This is a genomic window from Pseudoalteromonas sp. MQS005 (assembly GCF_001661605.1).
Lineage (GTDB): Bacteria > Pseudomonadota > Gammaproteobacteria > Enterobacterales > Alteromonadaceae > Pseudoalteromonas > Pseudoalteromonas tetraodonis.
Genome location: NZ_LYRQ01000032.1, coordinates 1 through 19374, shown reverse-complemented (window position 1 = coordinate 19374; position 19374 = coordinate 1). Strand labels below are relative to the sequence as shown.

Genomic DNA, 19374 nt, shown 5'->3' with positions numbered 1-19374 from the left:
GCTAGCTATCCTTTACATTAAGAACAGTTAACACTTTTTCAATGGCACTTTTAAGCTTTCTGTCTGATATTTGAATTTCCCCGTCAAGCTCAGTTGTAATGAATAACGCTCCTTTTTTGTTGTAATGAAGCCCTTTTCGACTAAGGTGTTTTTCATCTAAAAGCTGATTTAATGTCTCAATTTCAGAAGTTAATAACGTGGGTAATCCTTTAGTTTCTTCCTTTTGATTATTGATAAGTTCAAGGTCATTTGAAGCATCATAATTAGGTACTTCAATTACAATGTCTGACTGAAGGTTTTTCAACATATCATGCTCACGTTTCAGCTTTTTGAGGTCGGCCTGAAGACGCTTAACTTTGTATTGAGAAGCTGTATCTGTAATTTCATCAATCCAGCTATCTTCTGATTTAACAACCAACTTTTGACGTTTGACCCCATATACCTCAACGTACTTATCAAAGAGTGTTTTGTATCGTTTGCCAGCTTTATTTACGATAGATTGATACGCTGGTCCTCCGCGCTGAGTCGCTAATTCAGCGACATACGGTAAGCTAAAGTCTTTTACTTTATTTTCAACTTGCTCATCCAAAATCTCTTTCAGTTTTTCCAACTTAGTCCTTGTATCTTGGCGTGTACAATCAGACAAAAGGTTTTGATATAACTCTTCAATGTCACTTTGGTCTGTCATTATGCTGCTCCAATTCTTATATTATTTGATAGCTTATTTGCTTCAGTAGTTATCTGCTTAAGCTCTGATAGATTAAGATAATCACGAAGCATATTTCTTTGCTCTGCAACATTATCTAGCTGCTCCCAACCACCGAGTTTATTAACCAAATCCGTTACCATGTAATTGCCGAGCTTCTGCTGTTGTTCGAGTGACAAGGTGAAAAATTTCGAATTAATATCATTGTCAGATAGCAACTTATCAATCTTTTGAGAGCGTTCTATAACGGCATGTTTGGAGTCGGAGAACAGATACACATCTGCGTTTTGACAGACTTCATGCAAATGTTCGAACTTAGAAACTTCACGTAAATCTACAGATAAAATTGAGTCATTTAGAACTATCGGAAGATTGTTATCATTACCGTCATTAGAGCCACTGTTTAGAAGTTGAATCGCTGCGTCAGCTAAGCGATATGTAGCAATAACATCTGACATTGCAGAGTCTAATTCTGATACTGCTGTTTCATAAACCGATTGCAATCTTGATAACTCAAACGCTTTCTCAAATCGCTCACCAGCCATTTCACATTCGTCACGTAAGTCCTTTAAATCTTCAAGCTCTTCACTGACAGTATCAATACGTTCTTTGGCATCATTGATTTTTAGGGTTAGCGCATCAGAAAGGGATTTCAGACTGCTCAAATGAATAGGTGATGTCATGAAAAAGCGACAGCGTACACAATTTGTTTTACCTATTACTAAAGATGTTGGAACAGGAAGACGATAGCTTGCTTTTTCAGCTACCTTTTCACCGCCTTCATGACAGCTTTGACCACCGACAGGACATAATCCAATGCCTTTATCTATCACTGAACTGCCATTAAAATCTTCAATGCTCTTTAATAACAAACCACTTTCGTTATCCACGTATTTTGGAATTAAATCTTTGAATTTTTGTTCAAAAATTGCATCTTGAATAGAGCGCTCACCATTCGCTATCGCTTCAAGTTCAGCTTTTTCAAAGGCTCTTCGCATTTTAGGAGCAGTGACTTTTGAATAGTAAATCGTCATAACAACGCTAGCGTGACCAACCAGTTTAGCAACTAATGTAGGTGATAGGTTATGGTCAACCAAATAAGCAGTAATAAGACTTGCGCGTAATGAATGGGGAGTATAATCAGAACTGTAACGATTCAGAGTCCTTTCTACATCAGCTTTACCATCAACTTCTCCCGCATATTCAGATAACTTTAAACGGTTGTCTTGAACGAAATATAGTAATATTGGCAAACCATTTTTTAAAACCCTTGCGCTTATAGGCAAGGAGCGCAGTTTTTTGTCTTTTGCAGATGGATCACGAAAAAGGAAGCATTGTTTACCTTCGTAACCTCTTCGTTTAATTCTAGATTTATTTACATAACTAGATTTCGGAATAAAACTATTTGACCAATTGGCAGGGGTTTCAATAGGGTTGTACTTAATTTGCCATTCCCTTAATTGAATAAGCCATTTTGCCAAATGTAGAGGCATGTACGGAGCAGAGTAACCTCCTTCACCGTTCTTTGTTTTATTGGTCGTGCAGTAAAAACCTGCGCTGTCTTTATCATATTGTTTAATAAAGCCTTGCGGATTTTTGAATGTACCCGCCAATGGGTTTGGGTTTTCTTTCCAAACTATTTGATTATTTTCAATGTAAGGCAAATGGGAGTCTGCTTCCCCTGAATCATTCCACATTATTTGTTGACCACGTATAGTTAGCTCAAACAGTGTGAGCATTGCAATAGTGCGTACTGGCGACCACATTTCATAAATTATTTGTTTCTTGCGTCCTAGTTTTCTATGGCTAATCTCACGTGTACGCCACACGCAATTAGGATCATCTTTGTCAATTTGAGATTCATCAACTTCAAAGTAGTCAGCGTGATAAATATCAATAGCATCTTTCAAATCAGAAAATGTATTTGCTTCGTCTGGGCAAAGAAACTTACGTCCTTTCTCCACATAAGCAAAAGGGATAATAGGCTTTACAGTTTCATTCGGTTTATTTGCTGGCACCTCTCCGTCCAAAGAATAATTGGCGTAAGGGTTACGAAATTCAGGGAGCCACTCAATTTCCCCGTTTTCCCCTTCATCTGTGCAATATTCTTTTAACAATTTATGTAGATATTCATTAATAATGTTTACGGTATTGTTGGACTGTTCTTGCTTAGAAAGAGTCCCTATAAAATTCGAAAGATTTGGAAATTTCGATTCAACATGAAAAAACTTAAAAGGTTCAGTGGGAACATTGTTTTTTGTAAGCCATTGAAGAAACTTTTCAATAAGTTTGGTTCTTTTCGCTATATTAGAGCCTTTTTCTAAAAGCTCTTTAGCTGTATCAACCCAACTAATATACTCTGGGTGATCGCCAAGAAAGATATCAAAGTCTTTTGGCTTCCAATAATGTAACTCACCTACAAAACCTTCTATTTTATTGGGGTGAGCGCGTAAATATGGATGTCTTTTAGCATGTTTAATATATTGTGATGAATTTTTAATTCGATGTTTATTGATATATTCAACCGTTTTAATCAAGTCAAAATATTCAAACTTAATTAATTCAGCAAAACTTTTGCAATCAAAGTGCTTTACTGGATCTTTTGGGTAGTTAGGGGATATGTGAACGATTGTCTCATCATATTCAACTTTCTTAGTGATTCCTTTGTTCACCATAAGCTCTATGAAGTCATCAACTGTAAGCTCTTTTGGGAAAAATTCCAGACTCTCATATTCATCATAATAAACCCAAGGTTTTTCGGGCGCTCTAAGCTTCCCTACTTTCCACGTTGCATACTTTTTAACACCAGTAATGTTATCTTTATGAACTTTTTTCAATAATTCATAATAAGTCCAATATCCTTCCTTGTTAAAAAACTTCTCATTGTCGTATTCAGTGTAATACAGGCGAGGATTTGATGGCGCTTTAGGTTTGTCTTTTTGCCATACTGCGTATTCACTTAAGTCACCAATATTTTCATGATGAACTTTTTCCATTAGTTCAGAATAAGTCCAATATCCTTCCTTGTTAAAAAACTTCTCATTGTCGTATTCAGAGTAATAAATCCAAGGGTTTGATGGCGCTTTAGGTTTGTCTTTTTGCCATGCTGCGTATTCTTCTAAATTAGCAATCTTATCATTATGGATTTCTTCCATTAATTCAGAATAAGTCCATTTTATTGTCTTATTAAAAAAAATCTTATGGTTGAACTCTGGGTAATAACGCCACGGACTTGATGGTGCTTTAGGTTTGTCTTTTTGCCATACTGCGTACTTTCTTAAACTAAGAATATTATCATCATGCACTAGCTCCATTAATTCTTCATAACTGTAAAAATCTTTTTTTCTTCCCATCTTGATCTCCTTTATCTACTTCGTAGAGATTCTAAATATTCATTTGAAAGTGAAGGTCGATAGAATTCTTCTATCAATTACTTTTGAACACTTCGTTCATGTAGTTAAACTCATTTATAAAGTCATCAGTGTTGACATGATGATTATCACTACCTTCATTTCGCCTTTTTTCCGCTTCCAATAAAGCTTCTGCTACCTTCCTTTTTTGCTCTTCTTCCGTGTATCTGTCCTTTGAGGTGCGACTTTTATGGTGCATGGCTCTTGTAATCAAGATCTCATTTATATCCGCTCTTGTTAGCTCTGTACCATACCTATGTCGCCCTCCGTGAGGGTTGTTGCCCGAATATTTAGATGGGTCATGACCAAGTTTGATTAGAGACTTTTCACGAGCTTTACGATACTGCTTTATAGTAGCTGGATGGCCTTTTTCATCAGTGAACAGGTAGGGATGAGGGTATAATGGATCAGTTTTTCTCTGATGAGATATATAGTAGTTAAGAAGAACTGTGAACCACTGCCAAATAGCGGTTGGAAACATTTCTACTTCTATTGTCATGCCTTTAGATTTGTATCCTGCGAATTGTTGATCTTTAAGCTGGGTGCGTGGTTTAAGACCATATTTCTTCTTTAAGTATGTCTTAATATTATCGTGTTTATTACCCGGCTGCTTTCGCCAATATTCAGGGGCTTTTCCAACATCAGGGTCTTGAATTTTGATATTGACGCGATCTTTATCTACAGGATCAAATGAAATATCTGAAATAAAAATATGGAAAGGTTCACTGATTCTTAACCCCGCATAATGAATGAGCATTGATATTAAAACATTCTTAACATTTAAGAATGATGCATGATCCCGCTTATGCTTGTATCGCCAGAAACCATTGCATATAAGATCATTCGCCACGAACTCTTCTGTAACCTTGGTTTCTTTTTGAACTTGAGATGTTTTATATCTTTTTATCAGTCTTGATGATTTAGCTTTTTCATTTGCTTCTTGATCATTCCAAGTATGAGAGAGAAACGAATTGTTTTTTTTATGGTGATATGCTGCAAGGGACATTAAGCGTTCACTTTTAGATGCTTCTACTGGGGGGTTAAGTAGAAGATTTTCATCACCAGTTTGATTATAAACAAAGTCAGAAAACTTGGTGATATGTTCAATTATTGAATTAGCATGTTCTGCTGTAATCGGCTCCCAATAAAGGCCAAGAGGGTCATATCCATTTTCATCTATCGTTCCATCAGGCAAGATTTCAGCAAAAGCTTCAAACATTACACGAGAATTTCGATACACTCCTTCATGTGCTTCCGCAAAATCAAGTAGCTTTACAATCGAAGACGATGACTTACTTAACCAGCTTTGAGATTTCTTTCTATGCTTAATTAGATAATTAATATGAGCAGGAAAAATGCCAGCAGAAGTTACCACAACACGGGCATGAAATGGCTCCAAGTTTGAGGCTGCAATATTCATAATTTGTGTCAAGTTTGGCATTTATAACCTCATTACAAAGTGGTAATGTGGTATATTATAGGGGGTTTCAACTGAGGTTCAAATTTTATTTTTAATAGTCTGCGAGTAGAAGATAAGAGTAATTTGATTAGATTATATGTGAAGTGGTATCTATATTTAGGGGTATACATTTTCGTAACGTAAAACCTGGATACCCCAGGGCTCAGCTGCTTGGTTGATAGAGGTTACGATATTAGTATTGAGGACATCACGTTCTTCAAAGGTTTTATCAAGCTCCATTTTACCCAGTTCAGAACGCATGGTGGTTTGTGATAGCTGCGTTACTGCAAATACGTAATCGTCAACCCCATAAGTGGCTTTGTATGGGTCAAGCACACGAAAGTACAGTACACCATCAACAGATAACGAAATATTGTCTTTGGTAATAGCTGACTGTGAGGGGACATCTTGGGCTTGCTCTTTTAAGCTACGGTCGGCAGCAATCCGATCAATAAAGGGAACAATAAAATTTAAGCCCGCTTCTTTGGTTGATTGGTATTTACCAAAACGCTCAATCAGCCATGCACGGTTTTGTGGTACAAATTTAACGCTACTCTTTAGCAGCACTAAAACAAAAATCAGTAAAAACGCTTCAACAGTAAAAACAATATTTATAATTTCTGCGATGGGATCCATAGGGTTTTTCCTTGTTAATTACGTTCAGTCCTAAAACTGCACGATGTTTATAATTTCAACAAGCTACAGATTATCATTAGTTTTTAATTTGTACTATAAAAACAGCAGGTAGGTTTTATAGATAGATTATTCAAAAATACATATTTGATTTCTGCCAGCTTTCTTTGCTTTATATAAAGCAATGTCAGCGCTTTTTATTAGGGTTTCTGTGTGCGTATCTGCATTTGGATAACTACAAAAGCAACCAAAGCTAAGTGTTATGTAAGGGGCAATAGGAGAGAACTCATGCGTAATATTAAGAGCTTTTATTTTTTGCTCAATTAACAAAGCAAATTTATGGCATTGCTCTATATTCGTAGCAGGTAAAATGATTGCGAATTCTTCACCGCCATAGCGAGCTGCTATGTCACCCTCACGCTTACATAAACTTTTTAAAGCACGAGCAACGTGTTTTAACGTTTCATCGCCTTTGTGGTGGCCATAATTGTCGTTATAGGGCTTAAAAAAGTCGATATCACACATAATTAAACTAATTGGTTGGTGTTGTCTTGCAGAGCGTTTAATTTCGCTCTTCAGGGAAGTATCAAAAAATCGGCGGTTGGCAATGTCAGTAAGTGCATCGGTGTTTGCTAACTTATTTAATTTTGTATTAGCGTTAATTAATTGTTCTTGGGCTAACTGCAGCTTTTTTTTATAGTTTATGTTTTTGAGTGCGTTATTAATAATTTCGCCTACGAGCTTGATTCTTATTAAATCTATTTTGCTCCAGTGGCGTTTTGTATTAACACAGTCACAGCCAATAAAACCAACAAGCTCTTTGTCAAAGCGCAGGCCAACACATAAAACAGACTGAATACTCTGCGCTTCAAACTCTGCTTTTTCTGAATTCGCTTCCGGTGGTAACTGAGCAACATCATTAACTTTAAATAGGTGTGTTAAGTTCATTACATCAAAAAAGTAGGGTAGTTCGGCTTTAGGGACGTTTTGCAACCTATCTTTGTAGGCAGTTATGCCGGTGTTCACCCATTCATGCGTATTGGTTAAAGTTTCACTATCGGTATTAAATTCAAATAAGTAGCTTCTATCTGCTTTACAAACGGTGCCTATGGCTTTGAGTGCAAAGTTAATTTGTTGATCAATATTGTCATTTTGAATATCAATTAGTTTGGTGGATATTTTTGAAATAATATGGTCAAAATTATATTGCTCTGCGTGACTATGGTCTTGCTCTAAAGTGATCATAGAAACAGAGTCATCAATGATTGAGTGGTTCACATTTAAAAGCTGAGGCGTGAATTCACACTCTAATAAAACAGCTGTTATAGTAGATGTGAATAATTGCTCAACGGTAACAACCGTATCATCATTAAAGTCGCGAAGCGTAATACTGTTAAAAACATCGCTGCTAAGCGCGTCGTCACTATTTATGTTAAGTAACGTTTTGGCATGTTGGTTTAAGATGTAATTATGTGTTTTATTGTCATAAACAATCACCGCTAAATTAATTAGATTAAAAACCTGCCAAATTGTATTGTTTGAGTCATGGCTCACGGGTTTCTCCGCATTAAAATATGATAACTGACCATATTTATGAATTAATTATTATTTTTGTATCTGCTTAGTTATTTTTAGTACAGTTTTTTGTGTTTTACTAAGTTTTTAGTGCGTTTATTTGGCCTACGTATTACAATTGTGACTGTATATCATTACGTATTTGCCCAATTTGCTTTATTTCATAAGCTTACTTTATTTTTAGTGAAGGTCTATTATATTTCATGACAGAAATAACCACACATCACGCTTCTCGTCGCCGTTTGTTAATTGCACTTGCAATTACCTGCTCATTTATGGTGATTCAATTAGTGGGTGCGTATTACGCAAACTCACTTGCAGTACTTGCTGATGCAGGGCATTTATTTGTTCATAATAGCTCTTTGTTCATTGCTCTCATTGCGTCTAGCTTTGCTATTCATTTAGCTAAAACCTATAACGATGGCCATCAAAAAGCAGAGCTAATAGGAGGGTTGATCAACGGCGTTTTATACCTAGCCATTAGTTCACTTATTTTATATGAGGGCACTGAGCGCTTTATGCATCATAAAGGGGGACATGAGCTGGTTATTAATAGTTACTTGATGTCGGTAATTGCTGCTATTGGTTTTTTATTTCATGGCGCAGCGGCATGGGTGCTTTATAAAGGCCGTAAGGCGAGCATTAATGTGTATGCCGTGTTTTTACACTCGTTTTTTGATTTAATATCAACGGTTTCTACTTTTGCTGCTGGTGTACTTATATACATAACAGGCTGGAATGTAATTGATATTTTATCGAGCATGTTAATTGCGTCTTTTGTCTTGTTTACCGGTATTAAGGTCATAATTAGCTGTCTCAAGGGGTTGCGTTCAAATAAAGCTAAGTTACCTAAAGTGGCCGATATTGAAACAGAAATAACTACCATGGAACATGTTGCAAATGTGCACAATGTCACTGTTGTTCGTAAAAACAAAAAGGTTATTGTTGGTGCTCATGTTGTGCTAAAACAACACTGTACTATAGAAAAACATGATGAAGAGTGCCGCTTAAAGGTAATTAAACTGCTTGCAGATAAATTTAATGTGCGCAACAGCGTATTACAAATAGAAAGCTACGAATGCAAGCATATACACTAATGCGTTAAACCTAAAAGCGTCTTAACTAAGTCGCTTTTAGTTTCATATCAAATCAATAATTTTTTCGAAGCACTTCGGGCTCATTAAATCGTTAGCACTCATAGGGCGAGCAAGGTAGTAACCTTGTAGCTGATGACAGCCAATATTTTTTAAAAACTCTAGCTGCTCCCGCGTCTCTACCCCTTCGGCAATGCAATATAACTCTAAATTTTCAGCGAGTGAGTAAATCGTTTTAATAATAGATTCATCCCCTTTATCAATACCAATACTATTAACAAAGCTTTGATCTATTTTTATCACATTAATTGGAAATTGACTCAAATAAGTTAACGATGAATAGCCAGTGCCAAAATCATCAAGAAACAGTTTGAACCCAGCAGCCTGTAAGCTTTTTAGTTGCATAGCTGCTTTGTATTTATCTTCTAATAGCGTGTTTTCTGTAATTTCTAAACGAAGTTGTTGTGGTTTTATCTGTGCTTTTTCTAGTATGGAGCTGAGCTGCTGCGTTATGTTGGCCTTTAAAATATGTTTTGGAGACAAATTTAACGATATGTAAAACAACGGGTTAATGTTCAAAAGTGGAGCAAGCTCAGTAATTGCACGCTGTAATGCTTGCTCAGTTAGCATATCAATTAAGCCAGTCTCTTCAGCAATAGGTATAAATAAAGCGGGAGAAACCGGTTTGCCTTGGTTTTCCCAGCGCATGAGTAATTCAACCCCACTTATTGTTTTATCTAGTGTATTAACAATAGGCTGATAGTGATTAAAAAACAGATTGTCCCTAGCAGCATCTTTTAAGTCGTTTTCAAGAATAAGCTTTTGTTTAATTTGCTCATTCATTTTTTCATTAAAAAACTGAAATCCATTTCTGCCTGCTTGTTTAGCATGCATCATGGCAATATCTGCGTTACGTATGAGGGCATCGGTCGATGTTGCATCGTATGGGTACAATGCAATACCAATACTGGCTGATATATTAATAGCGAAGTCTTCAATAATAACCTTGTTAGCCAGCTCTTTGCTCATTTCGTTGAGAGTGTGTTGTAAAGAGGCCATTGAGGTAACGTTTTCAACTAACACTAAAAATTCATCACCACTTTGGCGGCCAAATGTAGCGTCATCACCTAAGTATTGGCTCACTCGCTCGGTAATATTGCACAATAGTTTGTCACCCACTGCATGGCCAAAAGAGTCATTGACGGGTTTAAATTTATCTAAATCTATAAATATAACAGCGCATTGCGAATCGTCTTTAGCGGCGCTTGTAATGGCATTTTCGATTTTTTGATTCATTAAACTACGATTAGGTAAGCCCGTTAACGCATCGTAATTAGCAAGGTAGCGTAACTCATTTTCAGCGCGTTTCTGCTCTGTTAAATCGGTAATAACAATAACATAATAACTGACTTTATCTTTTTCATTAGCAACGGCTGTGGCACTTAAATGAATAGGGTGTTTTTCAGCTTTTGTGGTCTTTACATAAGCATTTGTTCGCCAGTTTTCTTTTGGTTTAAGTGCTTTTAAAATTGTTGCAAACTCTCTACACTTAGCTTGCCCAATGGCATTAATAAATAATTTTGAGGTAACACCCCCCTCTCTGCCTTCATCAGAAAACACATCCATAAAGCTGTTATTGGCTGAAAATGGCACGAGGTCTTCATCTAAAATAAGTAAAAAGTCATTTATTTGACTAAATGCTTCGCCTAATATTTTGGCTTGTTGTTCGTTTGCCAGCTGCTCGGTAATATTAGTAAAAATACCCGACACATAAAGAGGCTCTTTAGTGTCTTCATTATAAATAGTTTGCCCCAAATCATGAAACCATAACCAGTGCCCATCTTTGTGCCGTAAACGATAAGTAGCTTGCCAATGTTTTTGCTTAGTTTGGTTTGTAAAAGTATTCCATTTACTTTGTAGCCTGCGACGCTCATCAGGATGCATAATATTAAAAAAACTACTTATATCGATGCGTTCAGGTAAGTTCTCGTAGCCAAGCTCTGCGCCTCTATCTGTATTTACTGAGTTATCTGCAAAGCTATAGTTCCATACACCGCTTTTATTACTTTTTAGTGCCAGCTCAGTTTGTGTTTTAGAGTGCACAGCGGCGCGGTGAGCTTGTTCAATTGCAATTTTACGGCTTCGGTATTGCCAGAAAAATAAAAACAAAATAACAACAATAGCAATAAAATATAAAGTATATGCAATAGGAGACTGCCAAGGGGCGTAAGCTACACTAAATTTTAACTGTATGGGGTCACTTGTGATCACTCCATTTCGCTGTTGAGTAGACACAGACAAAATATAATCACCAGGTTGTAATTTAGTAAAAAACACCTGGTTAGATTTTAAATCGTTGTAGCTCAAAGACGAAGGGCCTGTAAGCTCAACTTTGTAGTAGGTTTTATTAATATTTTTATAATCAAAATTTGAAAACCGAACCGTTAAGCCCATATCGTCGTGCTTAAGCATTAATGGATCAGTGCTGTATTTTGAAGGGGAGTAATTAAGGGCTTGTGAAAACAAACTAATATTAGTAATTGCTAAGTTATTATTGATTTTTCGCTGTTCATTATCAAATTGCTCTGGGTCAAACATTAGCACGCCGCTACGGTTACCAAACGCTAACTCGTTGTTGTGTAACCTTAATGCTGCTAGTGCTGTAAAGTGATTGTTACTTAAGCCATCTTTTATTGTGTACGTAGTGATGTTAAGCGTATCTAAATTAAGTTGATAAAGACCGTTATCAGTACTTATCCATAAAAAGTCTTTATTATCTGCAATAAGTTTAAAAATAGAGTTAGTATTTAATGAGTTGTGTTTATCAAATACATGCACTTGCTGATATGTTTCAGCGTTTACTGCAATTAAGCCTTCTTGGGTGGTGGCTAACCACAGCAGCTCTCGCTTAGCATCGTAATAATAATTCTCTACTGTATGGTAAAGATTGTTTTTTGCTGTTTTAGATTTAAAAATAGTAATTAAAGTCGCTGTTTCTTCGTTGTATCGATAAAGCGTGTCAGAGGTACTTAACAGTAATTCGCCAGGGAAAGCCTCAGAGGGGGTATGAAACGTATATGCAAGCATGGGCGATACCTGCTCTTTTAGTCCATTAATAACTCGGTTTTCGCCTGTGTTACCATTAAATATATAAAAGTTATCATTGTTTATATAAGCAAAAGTATCGGGTGCAACTTGTGCAATGCCGAACGTATAGTCGGTATTTAACTTGTACTGAGTAATGTATTTGTTTTTTTCAAATGTTGTTGTTTCTTTATTAAAGAGATCGAGCCCGGAAAAAGTTGCTAGCCATAGGTAGTTATCGCCTTTGCCATATGCAGGGAAGATATCACCTATAGCCGATAGGCCATAGACCGCTTTGCTATCTTTAGATTGTAGATATAAGTCACTCTTTTGGGTTTCTAAGTTATACTGAACAAGCCCATCGTCAGTGCCTATCCACAGTAATTTACTATTATCTTGGTAAATTGTGTTTACAACATTATTTTCAGGTAAGGTTATTTTTTTAAACTTTTTTGTTTGTGCTGCCCAAGTAAATATTCCATGTGTTCTAGAGCCTAACCAAAGTAAGCCCGACTCATCAAACATAATATCGTTTATCGTGTTCTCTGTTACGTTGTAGTTACTATCTTTGAAGTTTAAAATAAGGCTAATGCTTGTGTTTTTTCTATCGAATTCAAATAACCCACTTTCTGTGGCAATAAACTCACCATACGGTGTGTTTATATAATCCCAAATATTATAGTCACTTATCAAAGTTGTTAATGCTGAAGGGTTTATATTTTTAATTTCATCAAAAGCAATCCGATACATTCCTTCAACCGTACCAATTAACAAACCGAGCTCATCATCTATGGATAAAAATTTAACATTGTTGCTATCGTTTGTAACTTCTTGAATGTCGTTAAGTGTTATTTGTTGTAGGTCGTTATTGGCAAAGCTATAAACATATAGCCCCTGATCGGCACCAATATACAATGTGTTTTGGTATAATGATAATGCTCTAATAAACATATTTTCATCGGGCAAAGATGAGATGAGTGTTAGGTCTTTTGATGTTTTACCATATCGGTAGATGTGCGAATCAATAGAAAAATAAAAATGCGCCGGTTGTTCAGCAACAGCCTGAACAGGAGAGAACTTTTCTTGATTTTGGTTTAAGTGCCCTGAATATATTAGCTCTGCTTGCAAGGTATTAGGGTTAATCAAATAACTTCCTGCAAGTTGAGTATTAACCAGAATTTGGCCGTCAATTGCTTTATAAATACTATTAATGTAGTTATTTTTTAAACCCAATTCGCTCTCGTAAGGCGTGACTTGGTATCCGTCGAATCGGTATAAACCTTCAGTTGTAGCAATCCATACATAGCCCATGTCATCTTGGAGTGATTTCACTATAAAGCTTTGCGACAATTGTTCGTTGTTAGTGATACGTTGTAATTGTTCTGAATAAGTTTGTGAAGCAAAGCTATGCTGCGAGCAAACAAATAAAAACATATAAACAATAAAGAAAAACTTACTCAAAAGCACTTACCCTTACAACGAACAAGGTTGGTATTAAATATTGGCGTAATATAACATGAGTTTAATTCAAAAATTACAAAAAGCATTAAATGTAAACTGTTTGTTGTGTTTTTGTTGTTTGTTACAAGGTTAATCTAGTTATAACGTAAGGACATAGTATGAATTACGCAGGAAATATTAAAGCAGAGCACAGTATACTTTTAGTTATCGACTTACAAAGTAAGTTAGCACCAGCGATTGCTTCGTTTAATGACACGCTAGATTGTGCTTTGCAGTTAGCAAAAGCAAGTGCTATTCATCAAATTCCTTCAATAATTACAGAACATTATAAAAAAGGACTAGGTGAAAGTGATGAGAAAATAAAATCTGTGTTACCTAATGCTCGCTATTTTGAAAAAATTAACTTTAGTGCCTGTGCACAAGAGGGGTTTTTAGATACTCTTGCGCAATTAAATCGCCCACATATAGTTGTAATTGGCACTGAAGCGCACGTTTGTGTGTTACAAACATGCTTAGATTTATTACAGCAGGGTTATGCGGTCACTGTGGCAGCTGATGCAGTAGCATCAAGAAACACAGAGCACAAAGCTATTGCACTAGAACAGCTTCGTCAAGCCGGTGCTATAGTCTCTTGTGTAGAGACCATCATATTTCAATGGACAACAAAAGCAGGGACGTCTACCTTTAAACAAATACTACCAATTGTTAAGTAGCGCATTAAAAACGGTTTTAAATCAAATAATTTGTACTTTGTTTGATTTGAAATAATAAATAGCTAGCTGTTTTGAGTTTAAATATCAGCTGAACGTGTTTAAATTAGAACACAATTAATTTAAGGTTTTTATGTCTAGTGTAAGTCGGTTATTCACAATTATTTTTAGTCTTTTGTTTATTGAGTCTATAGGTATTGGTCTTTATTTTGGCACCCTGACAGAAGTATTTCTTGTCGGCTTACCGTTATGTTTGCTCCCCATTTGGCTTTTAAAAACCCAACCCGATAGCAAAATGACACCGCATGTTGTTGCGGCTGCAATTATGATGTTTTCATTTTTACATATTCAACAAGCCTATGGCCTTATTGAAGTGCATTTCGAAATATTCATTTTCTTAGCCATGCTAATAATGTTCATAGAGTGGCGAGTGTTTATTACCGCTATTGTGTTTGTAGCTATACACCATTTATCTTTTTACTATTTGCAAACACAAAATACTGGTTTTTACGTATTTGATCCAGACCGACTCGCCTTTTCAACAGTGCTTATTCACGCAGCGTATGCCATTGTGGAAGCGCTTGTAGCTGGTTTTATTGCCGTAACATTAAATCGCGAACGCCGTGCGGGTCTATCGTTAAGTTATGCCACAGAGCAAATAATGCAAGATCCAAATCAAGTTAAGCTTTCTATGCGAGCAGATGACACAACAAGCAAAGCGGTAGTTGGTTTTAATACTTTGCTTGAGTACTTATCAGATGTGATTAAGCAAGTTCAAGTTCAGTCAGACTCTTTAAAAAATAACTCTAAAGAGCTTATTCATGTTCATGATGAGTTAGCCAATAGCGCGCAGCAACGAAACGCGCAAACAGATGATATTGCTAATTCAGGCGCACAAGTTGCGCATGGTTTTAAGTTAGTTGAACAAGAAAGCGATACTTTAAAACAACAAGTTAATAGCATTACTGAATCAGCCAATGTTGCGCTGGAAGAAGTATTACAAACCGACAGAAAAAGCACCGAGCTACTCACCTTGTTAACAAACACTGAAGAGCAGTTAAGCCATTTAGTGGCCGCTGGGGATGTTATTACTAGTTTACTCAATGAAATTTCAGGCATAGCCGACCAAACTAATTTATTAGCCCTTAATGCTGCAATAGAGGCCGCACGAGCGGGTGAGCATGGCCGAGGGTTTGCTGTTGTTGCCGATGAAGTACGCTCGCTTGCAAATAGCAGCCAAGCAACAACAACCAAAATAGCGTCTACGCTTACTGATCTGGTAAATAATAGTCGCACGTCAACTCAGTCGATGAATCAATGTGTAGAATTTGTGGTTGATTTAACAAAAATAAGCGCAACGATGAAAGAGAATATTTCGTCAATGAGTGATCAAATTCAAGCGGTATCTGCCAGCACTAACTCAGTAGCTCAAGTGGTTGCCGAACAGGCTGGAAATACAGAGCAAATAGCAATGAGTACAGATCAAATGCGCCAAAACCAGTATCAAGAGACTAAAATAGTTGAGCAGTTAACGGCTAAAGTGCAGCTGATAGACGTAAGTATTGATGTATTAGAGCAAAGTATTGCAAAATTTAAGTAAGTCTCGTTATTTCACCATTAGCTTAGTTTGTATATGGCTTGCTTTTGTTGTGTCGGCACTTGTTTACTTTCAGCTAGGGCAGCTAAAGCCCTTTGATGAGGGTAATATGCTTAAACAGCAAAACTGGTTTTCGCAATTTAAAAACCAAGTACTGTGGCAAAACAAAGACAGTGCTCAACTTGTGATTATTACGCAAGAAAATTGCGGCTGTACAATTCAAGCACAGCCTCATTTATCAGCCCTGCAACGCTTTGCTACAAACCAAGGTGTTGAAGTGCAAAATTTTGTATTAAATAATGAGTTAAAGTCAGTGGTCCCTGCCACACCTGCCGCCGTTTTAATTGATAAAAATGGTGAGTTTGTTTATGCAGGGCCTTTATCTGAAGGGCTGGCATGCTCTCAAGGTAGTGGCTTTGTGGAAACCGTTATTAGTAATTTACAGGCCGGATTTAACTCATCATTATTAATAGCGGATACAAAAGGCTGCTATTGTGTAAATAACGCCTAAATCATATACCCTTATATAAAAAGCGCTTACAACTAACTTGTATAAAAGTAGGTAAGCGCTTTTTATTGTTTAACGATTAAAGAGTGATTTAAACGTTATTTAATCATTATATAGTCACTAAACCATAAATACCCAACAGTACAAAAACACTGGCTGCTATCGCTCTTACGGTATTTAATGGAATTCTTTTTAGTAACGCCTTACCGGCATAAATAACAGGGACATTGGCAATTAACATGCCTACTGTAGTACCCAGCGTAACCCAAAGTACTGATTGATATTGTGCACCGAGCAACACGGTTGCAATTTGTGTTTTGTCCCCAATTTCAGCAATAAAAAATAAGATTAAGGCCACTAAAAATGCACCATAGCGGTCGTATTTATGGCTCACTTCTTCATCTTTATCTGGAATAAGTAGCCACAGCCCTACCACAATAAAGCTTATATTGACTATCCAAGGTAAGTATTCGACGGCAAAGTTCCCGCTTAGCCAATCACCAAACCATGCAGATAAACCATGATTAATAATAGTAGCAGCGAGAATGCCTAAAATAAGTGCAATTTTATTATGAAAGCGAGCAGCTAATAGTAAAGATAAAAGCTGAGTTTTATCGCCTATTTCAGCAAGGGCAACAGTGACGGTAGAGGTTAAAAAAATATCCATTAATATAATCTTCAGGCGGGAATACTAAACCAAGGCAAACAGCTATCTCCCGCCATGAGGATAGTGTCTACCTAGGTCTCGCCGATAACGCTTGCTACAACATTACAAACTTACCATGCACATGAGGTGCAATTATGTTGATAAGTTTACTCATTACTGAGCGGGCTACTCCCCTAAGAGGGCAGCGATTATCCCACAAAGTTTAAAGCAGGTAAATATATGCGGGTAACTTTTAAATTTAAAAGGTGGCTTTGTGGCGTTAGTGCACAAATAAACTTGCTTTTGGCTATCAAGTTAGCTGTAATAATAAACAGAAGGAAGTTGAACAATTTGAAATTATATGCACGTGTAAAGGAATTTAAATATGCAATCAACTGTGGTTAAATCAACAATGGCAACCATTCAAAATGGAGTTATGAAAGCGGACGGAAAGTTTTGGATTACGCAAACCGACTTAAATTTTGAACCTTTTAATGAAAAATTAGGGTTAGAACCATATACAATTGCCCGTGATACAATTTTAAAAGTGGTTGAATGTAAAGGCAAAGGCGCAGGCCTTGTTCCAATAACAGCTGATGCGATGGAGGTTTTCACGCAAGATGGCAGCTCGTATCAGTTTATACTCTCAAACCCCAGTGATTGGATAAATATATTGTCAAATCAAACTAGTGCTTAAAGTAACAAGCATGCCATCAATTAATAATTTTAAATGATGGCAAATAAGGCTTTCATTTAAGGTATAACTCCTAACATGCGGCAAAATGAAAGTACCTAAACTTTAAATACATTAACTTGCCCTTGTAGCATTGCCGCAAGCTGTGCAAGTTCTTGCGATGCCTGTGCATTTTGCTGTGAGCTTTCGCTAACCGACGTGATACTCGCGCTAAACTCATTAATATTACTGCTTAGCTCATTTGCGACCATTTTTTGCTCCTGAGTTGCGGTTGATATTTGAGTATTCATATCTGCAATTTCAGTAACTTCACGGTTAATTTCGCTGAGCACCTGCGAAGAATAATTAGCATGGTCAACACTCTCTTTAGCGCTGCTTTCAGCGTTACCCATGGCATTAACAGCTTGCTGAGCCATGCCTTGTAGTTTAGTGATCATTTCATTAATGCTAGCGGTTGCCTTTTGAGTATTGTGGGCAAGTTGCCTTACTTCATCGGCTACAACGGCAAAACCACGACCAGAATCGCCAGCTCTTGCTGCTTCAATAGCTGCATTTAAAGCTAACAAGTTAGTTTGCTCAGCAACGCTTTGAATCATCATAACAACTTGGTTTATATCATTGGTTTGTGTATTTAGATCTGTAATGAGCTGCGTATTAGTATTAACTAAAGTTGAAAGCGTATTTATTGACTCTATATTATCAGCAACAGCTTGTTGCCCTTGGCCTGCCTTAATGTCGGCACTTGTTGCCTTGTCGGAGGTTGTTTGCGCGTTTTGAGCAACTTGTTCTATTGCACTGCTCATTTGAGTAATTGCAGTTGCAATCATAGCCGATTGTTGCTCTTGCTGCGTTGCTGTACTGGCAACCTGAATACTAATAGAGTTCATTTCTTCAGCTGCAGAGGCAAGTGTCAGCGTTGCGCCTGCCATATCTTTTACTAAACCTTGGATCCGAAGTAGCATATCATTAAAGTTAGATGCGGTATCTGCAATCTCATCTTTGCCCTGAACCTCAGCACGAGCTGTTAAATCAGCATTGGTCGCAATGTGCGTTATGGTATCGCGTAATGACATTAATGGATTTTGTATCGAGGAATAAATAAAGTAAGCAACAATCAGTAACAGTAAAATCAATATCGCGATTGTCACACTCATTATCAATTTTATAAATTGATAATTCTCATCGGCTTTAACTTTAAAATCACTCGCTTCTTTAAGCTGTAAATCAATTAAAGCTTGGTAGCTGGCACTCAGCGGATCAAAGAGTTGGTAAAGCTCATAAACAAATTGCTTTTGTGGTAGTGATAAAAATTCACCACTATTAATGCTTAAAATTAAATTATTTAAGTGCGTAAGCACGGGCTTTAGTTTGCTTTCAACGTTATCTACTAAGCGCTTTTCTTCAGCTGTTAGCTGTGTGCTCAGGTAGGCTTTCCATTCATTATCAGCCGTATTTCTAGCATCATTAATATTCGCTAAAAGCTCTGATTTGGTAATAGACTCAGCACGATACTTGTGAAGTAAGTCAACAATATTTACAGCGTAATTATCAGACACATGTTTAATTTGCTTAAGTGGTACGACACGATCGTCGTATAAACTATCAATCCCTGCTACTAACCTTCCCATTGTGTTTATTGAAAAAAACGATGTAATTAAAAAAATCATAATTGGTAGCAATGCAAGCACGGCTAAACGGGTACGCACAGAATAATTGTTTAACATAGTTATCCAAAATTACAGCAATAATAAAAAAGTATAATATGGATAAAAAATTTTACTGAATTTTTATATGAAA

Annotated in this window: 12 protein-coding genes, 1 pseudogene and 1 riboswitch; of the genes and pseudogenes, 5 read left to right on the top strand and 8 right to left on the bottom strand. The window is 36.6% G+C overall.

The window, feature by feature from the left end:
• Nucleotide 1: 1 nt before the first annotated feature.
• From gmtX to A9479_RS12105, 5 genes and pseudogenes are all read right to left on the bottom strand, one after another.
• On the bottom strand, nt 2–688 hold the full coding sequence (gene gmtX, locus A9479_RS12125) for a gamma-mobile-trio protein GmtX (RefSeq protein WP_064663536.1): 687 nt from the start codon (nt 686–688) through the stop codon (nt 2–4).
• Nucleotides 688–4059: a VPA1269 family protein gene (locus A9479_RS12120; protein ID WP_064663535.1), complete on the bottom strand. Its 3372-nt coding sequence runs from the start codon at nt 4057–4059 to the stop codon at nt 688–690. Before A9479_RS12120 ends, gmtX begins: the two co-directional genes overlap by 1 nt.
• A gap of 73 nt (nt 4060–4132) precedes the next feature.
• Nucleotides 4133–5557, bottom strand: coding sequence for a gamma-mobile-trio recombinase GmtY (gene gmtY / locus A9479_RS12115; RefSeq protein ID WP_064663534.1), 1425 nt, complete (start codon nt 5555–5557; stop codon nt 4133–4135).
• Between the two features lie 150 nt (nt 5558–5707).
• Nucleotides 5708–6211, bottom strand: a pseudogene (locus tag A9479_RS12110) (paraslipin); the annotation flags it as partial.
• A 126-nt stretch (nt 6212–6337) separates the two neighbouring features.
• On the bottom strand, nt 6338–7762 hold the full coding sequence (locus A9479_RS12105; protein ID WP_064663533.1) for a diguanylate cyclase: 1425 nt from the start codon (nt 7760–7762) through the stop codon (nt 6338–6340).
• 224 nt (nt 7763–7986) lie between these two features.
• On the opposite strand from A9479_RS12105, the gene A9479_RS12100 reads away from it, so the two are divergent.
• Nucleotides 7987–8880, top strand: coding sequence for a cation diffusion facilitator family transporter (locus A9479_RS12100; protein WP_013463085.1), 894 nt, complete (start codon nt 7987–7989; stop codon nt 8878–8880).
• A 42-nt stretch (nt 8881–8922) separates the two neighbouring features.
• Here A9479_RS12100 and A9479_RS12095 read toward each other — a convergent pair whose 3' ends face one another.
• Entirely contained in the window at nt 8923–13422 is a 4500-nt protein-coding gene (locus tag A9479_RS12095; protein WP_082918332.1) for an EAL domain-containing protein, read from the bottom strand.
• A gap of 158 nt (nt 13423–13580) precedes the next feature.
• Between A9479_RS12095 and A9479_RS12090 the strand changes: the two genes are divergently transcribed.
• The 3 genes from A9479_RS12090 to A9479_RS12080 all read left to right on the top strand — a co-directional run bounded on the left by A9479_RS12090 (nt 13581) and on the right by A9479_RS12080 (nt 16240).
• On the top strand, nt 13581–14135 hold the full coding sequence (locus A9479_RS12090; protein WP_016899612.1) for an isochorismatase family protein: 555 nt from the start codon (nt 13581–13583) through the stop codon (nt 14133–14135).
• Nucleotides 14136–14265: 130 nt separating this feature from the next.
• Nucleotides 14266–15732 carry a methyl-accepting chemotaxis protein gene (locus A9479_RS12085; protein WP_064663532.1) on the top strand — a complete coding sequence of 489 codons (1467 nt, stop codon included), beginning with the start codon at nt 14266–14268 and terminating at the stop codon, nt 15730–15732.
• Nucleotides 15716–16240: a DUF6436 domain-containing protein gene (locus A9479_RS12080; protein ID WP_033104126.1), complete on the top strand. Its 525-nt coding sequence runs from the start codon at nt 15716–15718 to the stop codon at nt 16238–16240. The genes A9479_RS12085 and A9479_RS12080 overlap by 17 nt, the downstream gene beginning before the upstream one ends.
• Before the next feature lie 106 nt (nt 16241–16346).
• On the opposite strand, the gene A9479_RS12075 is transcribed toward A9479_RS12080, so the two are convergent.
• Nucleotides 16347–16904, bottom strand: a complete 558-nt coding sequence (locus A9479_RS12075; RefSeq protein ID WP_024601069.1) for a TMEM165/GDT1 family protein — start codon at nt 16902–16904, stop codon at nt 16347–16349.
• An 84-nt stretch (nt 16905–16988) separates the two neighbouring features.
• Nucleotides 16989–17090: riboswitch (yybP-ykoY riboswitch) on the bottom strand.
• 178 nt (nt 17091–17268) lie between these two features.
• On the opposite strand from A9479_RS12075, the gene A9479_RS12070 reads away from it, so the two are divergent.
• Complete coding sequence (locus A9479_RS12070) at nt 17269–17580, top strand: hypothetical protein (protein WP_064663531.1); 312 nt, start codon at nt 17269–17271, stop codon at nt 17578–17580.
• 95 nt (nt 17581–17675) lie between these two features.
• Here A9479_RS12070 and A9479_RS12065 read toward each other — a convergent pair whose 3' ends face one another.
• Complete coding sequence (locus tag A9479_RS12065) at nt 17676–19301, bottom strand: methyl-accepting chemotaxis protein (RefSeq protein ID WP_064663530.1); 1626 nt, start codon at nt 19299–19301, stop codon at nt 17676–17678.
• Nucleotides 19302–19374: the final 73 nt, after the last annotated feature.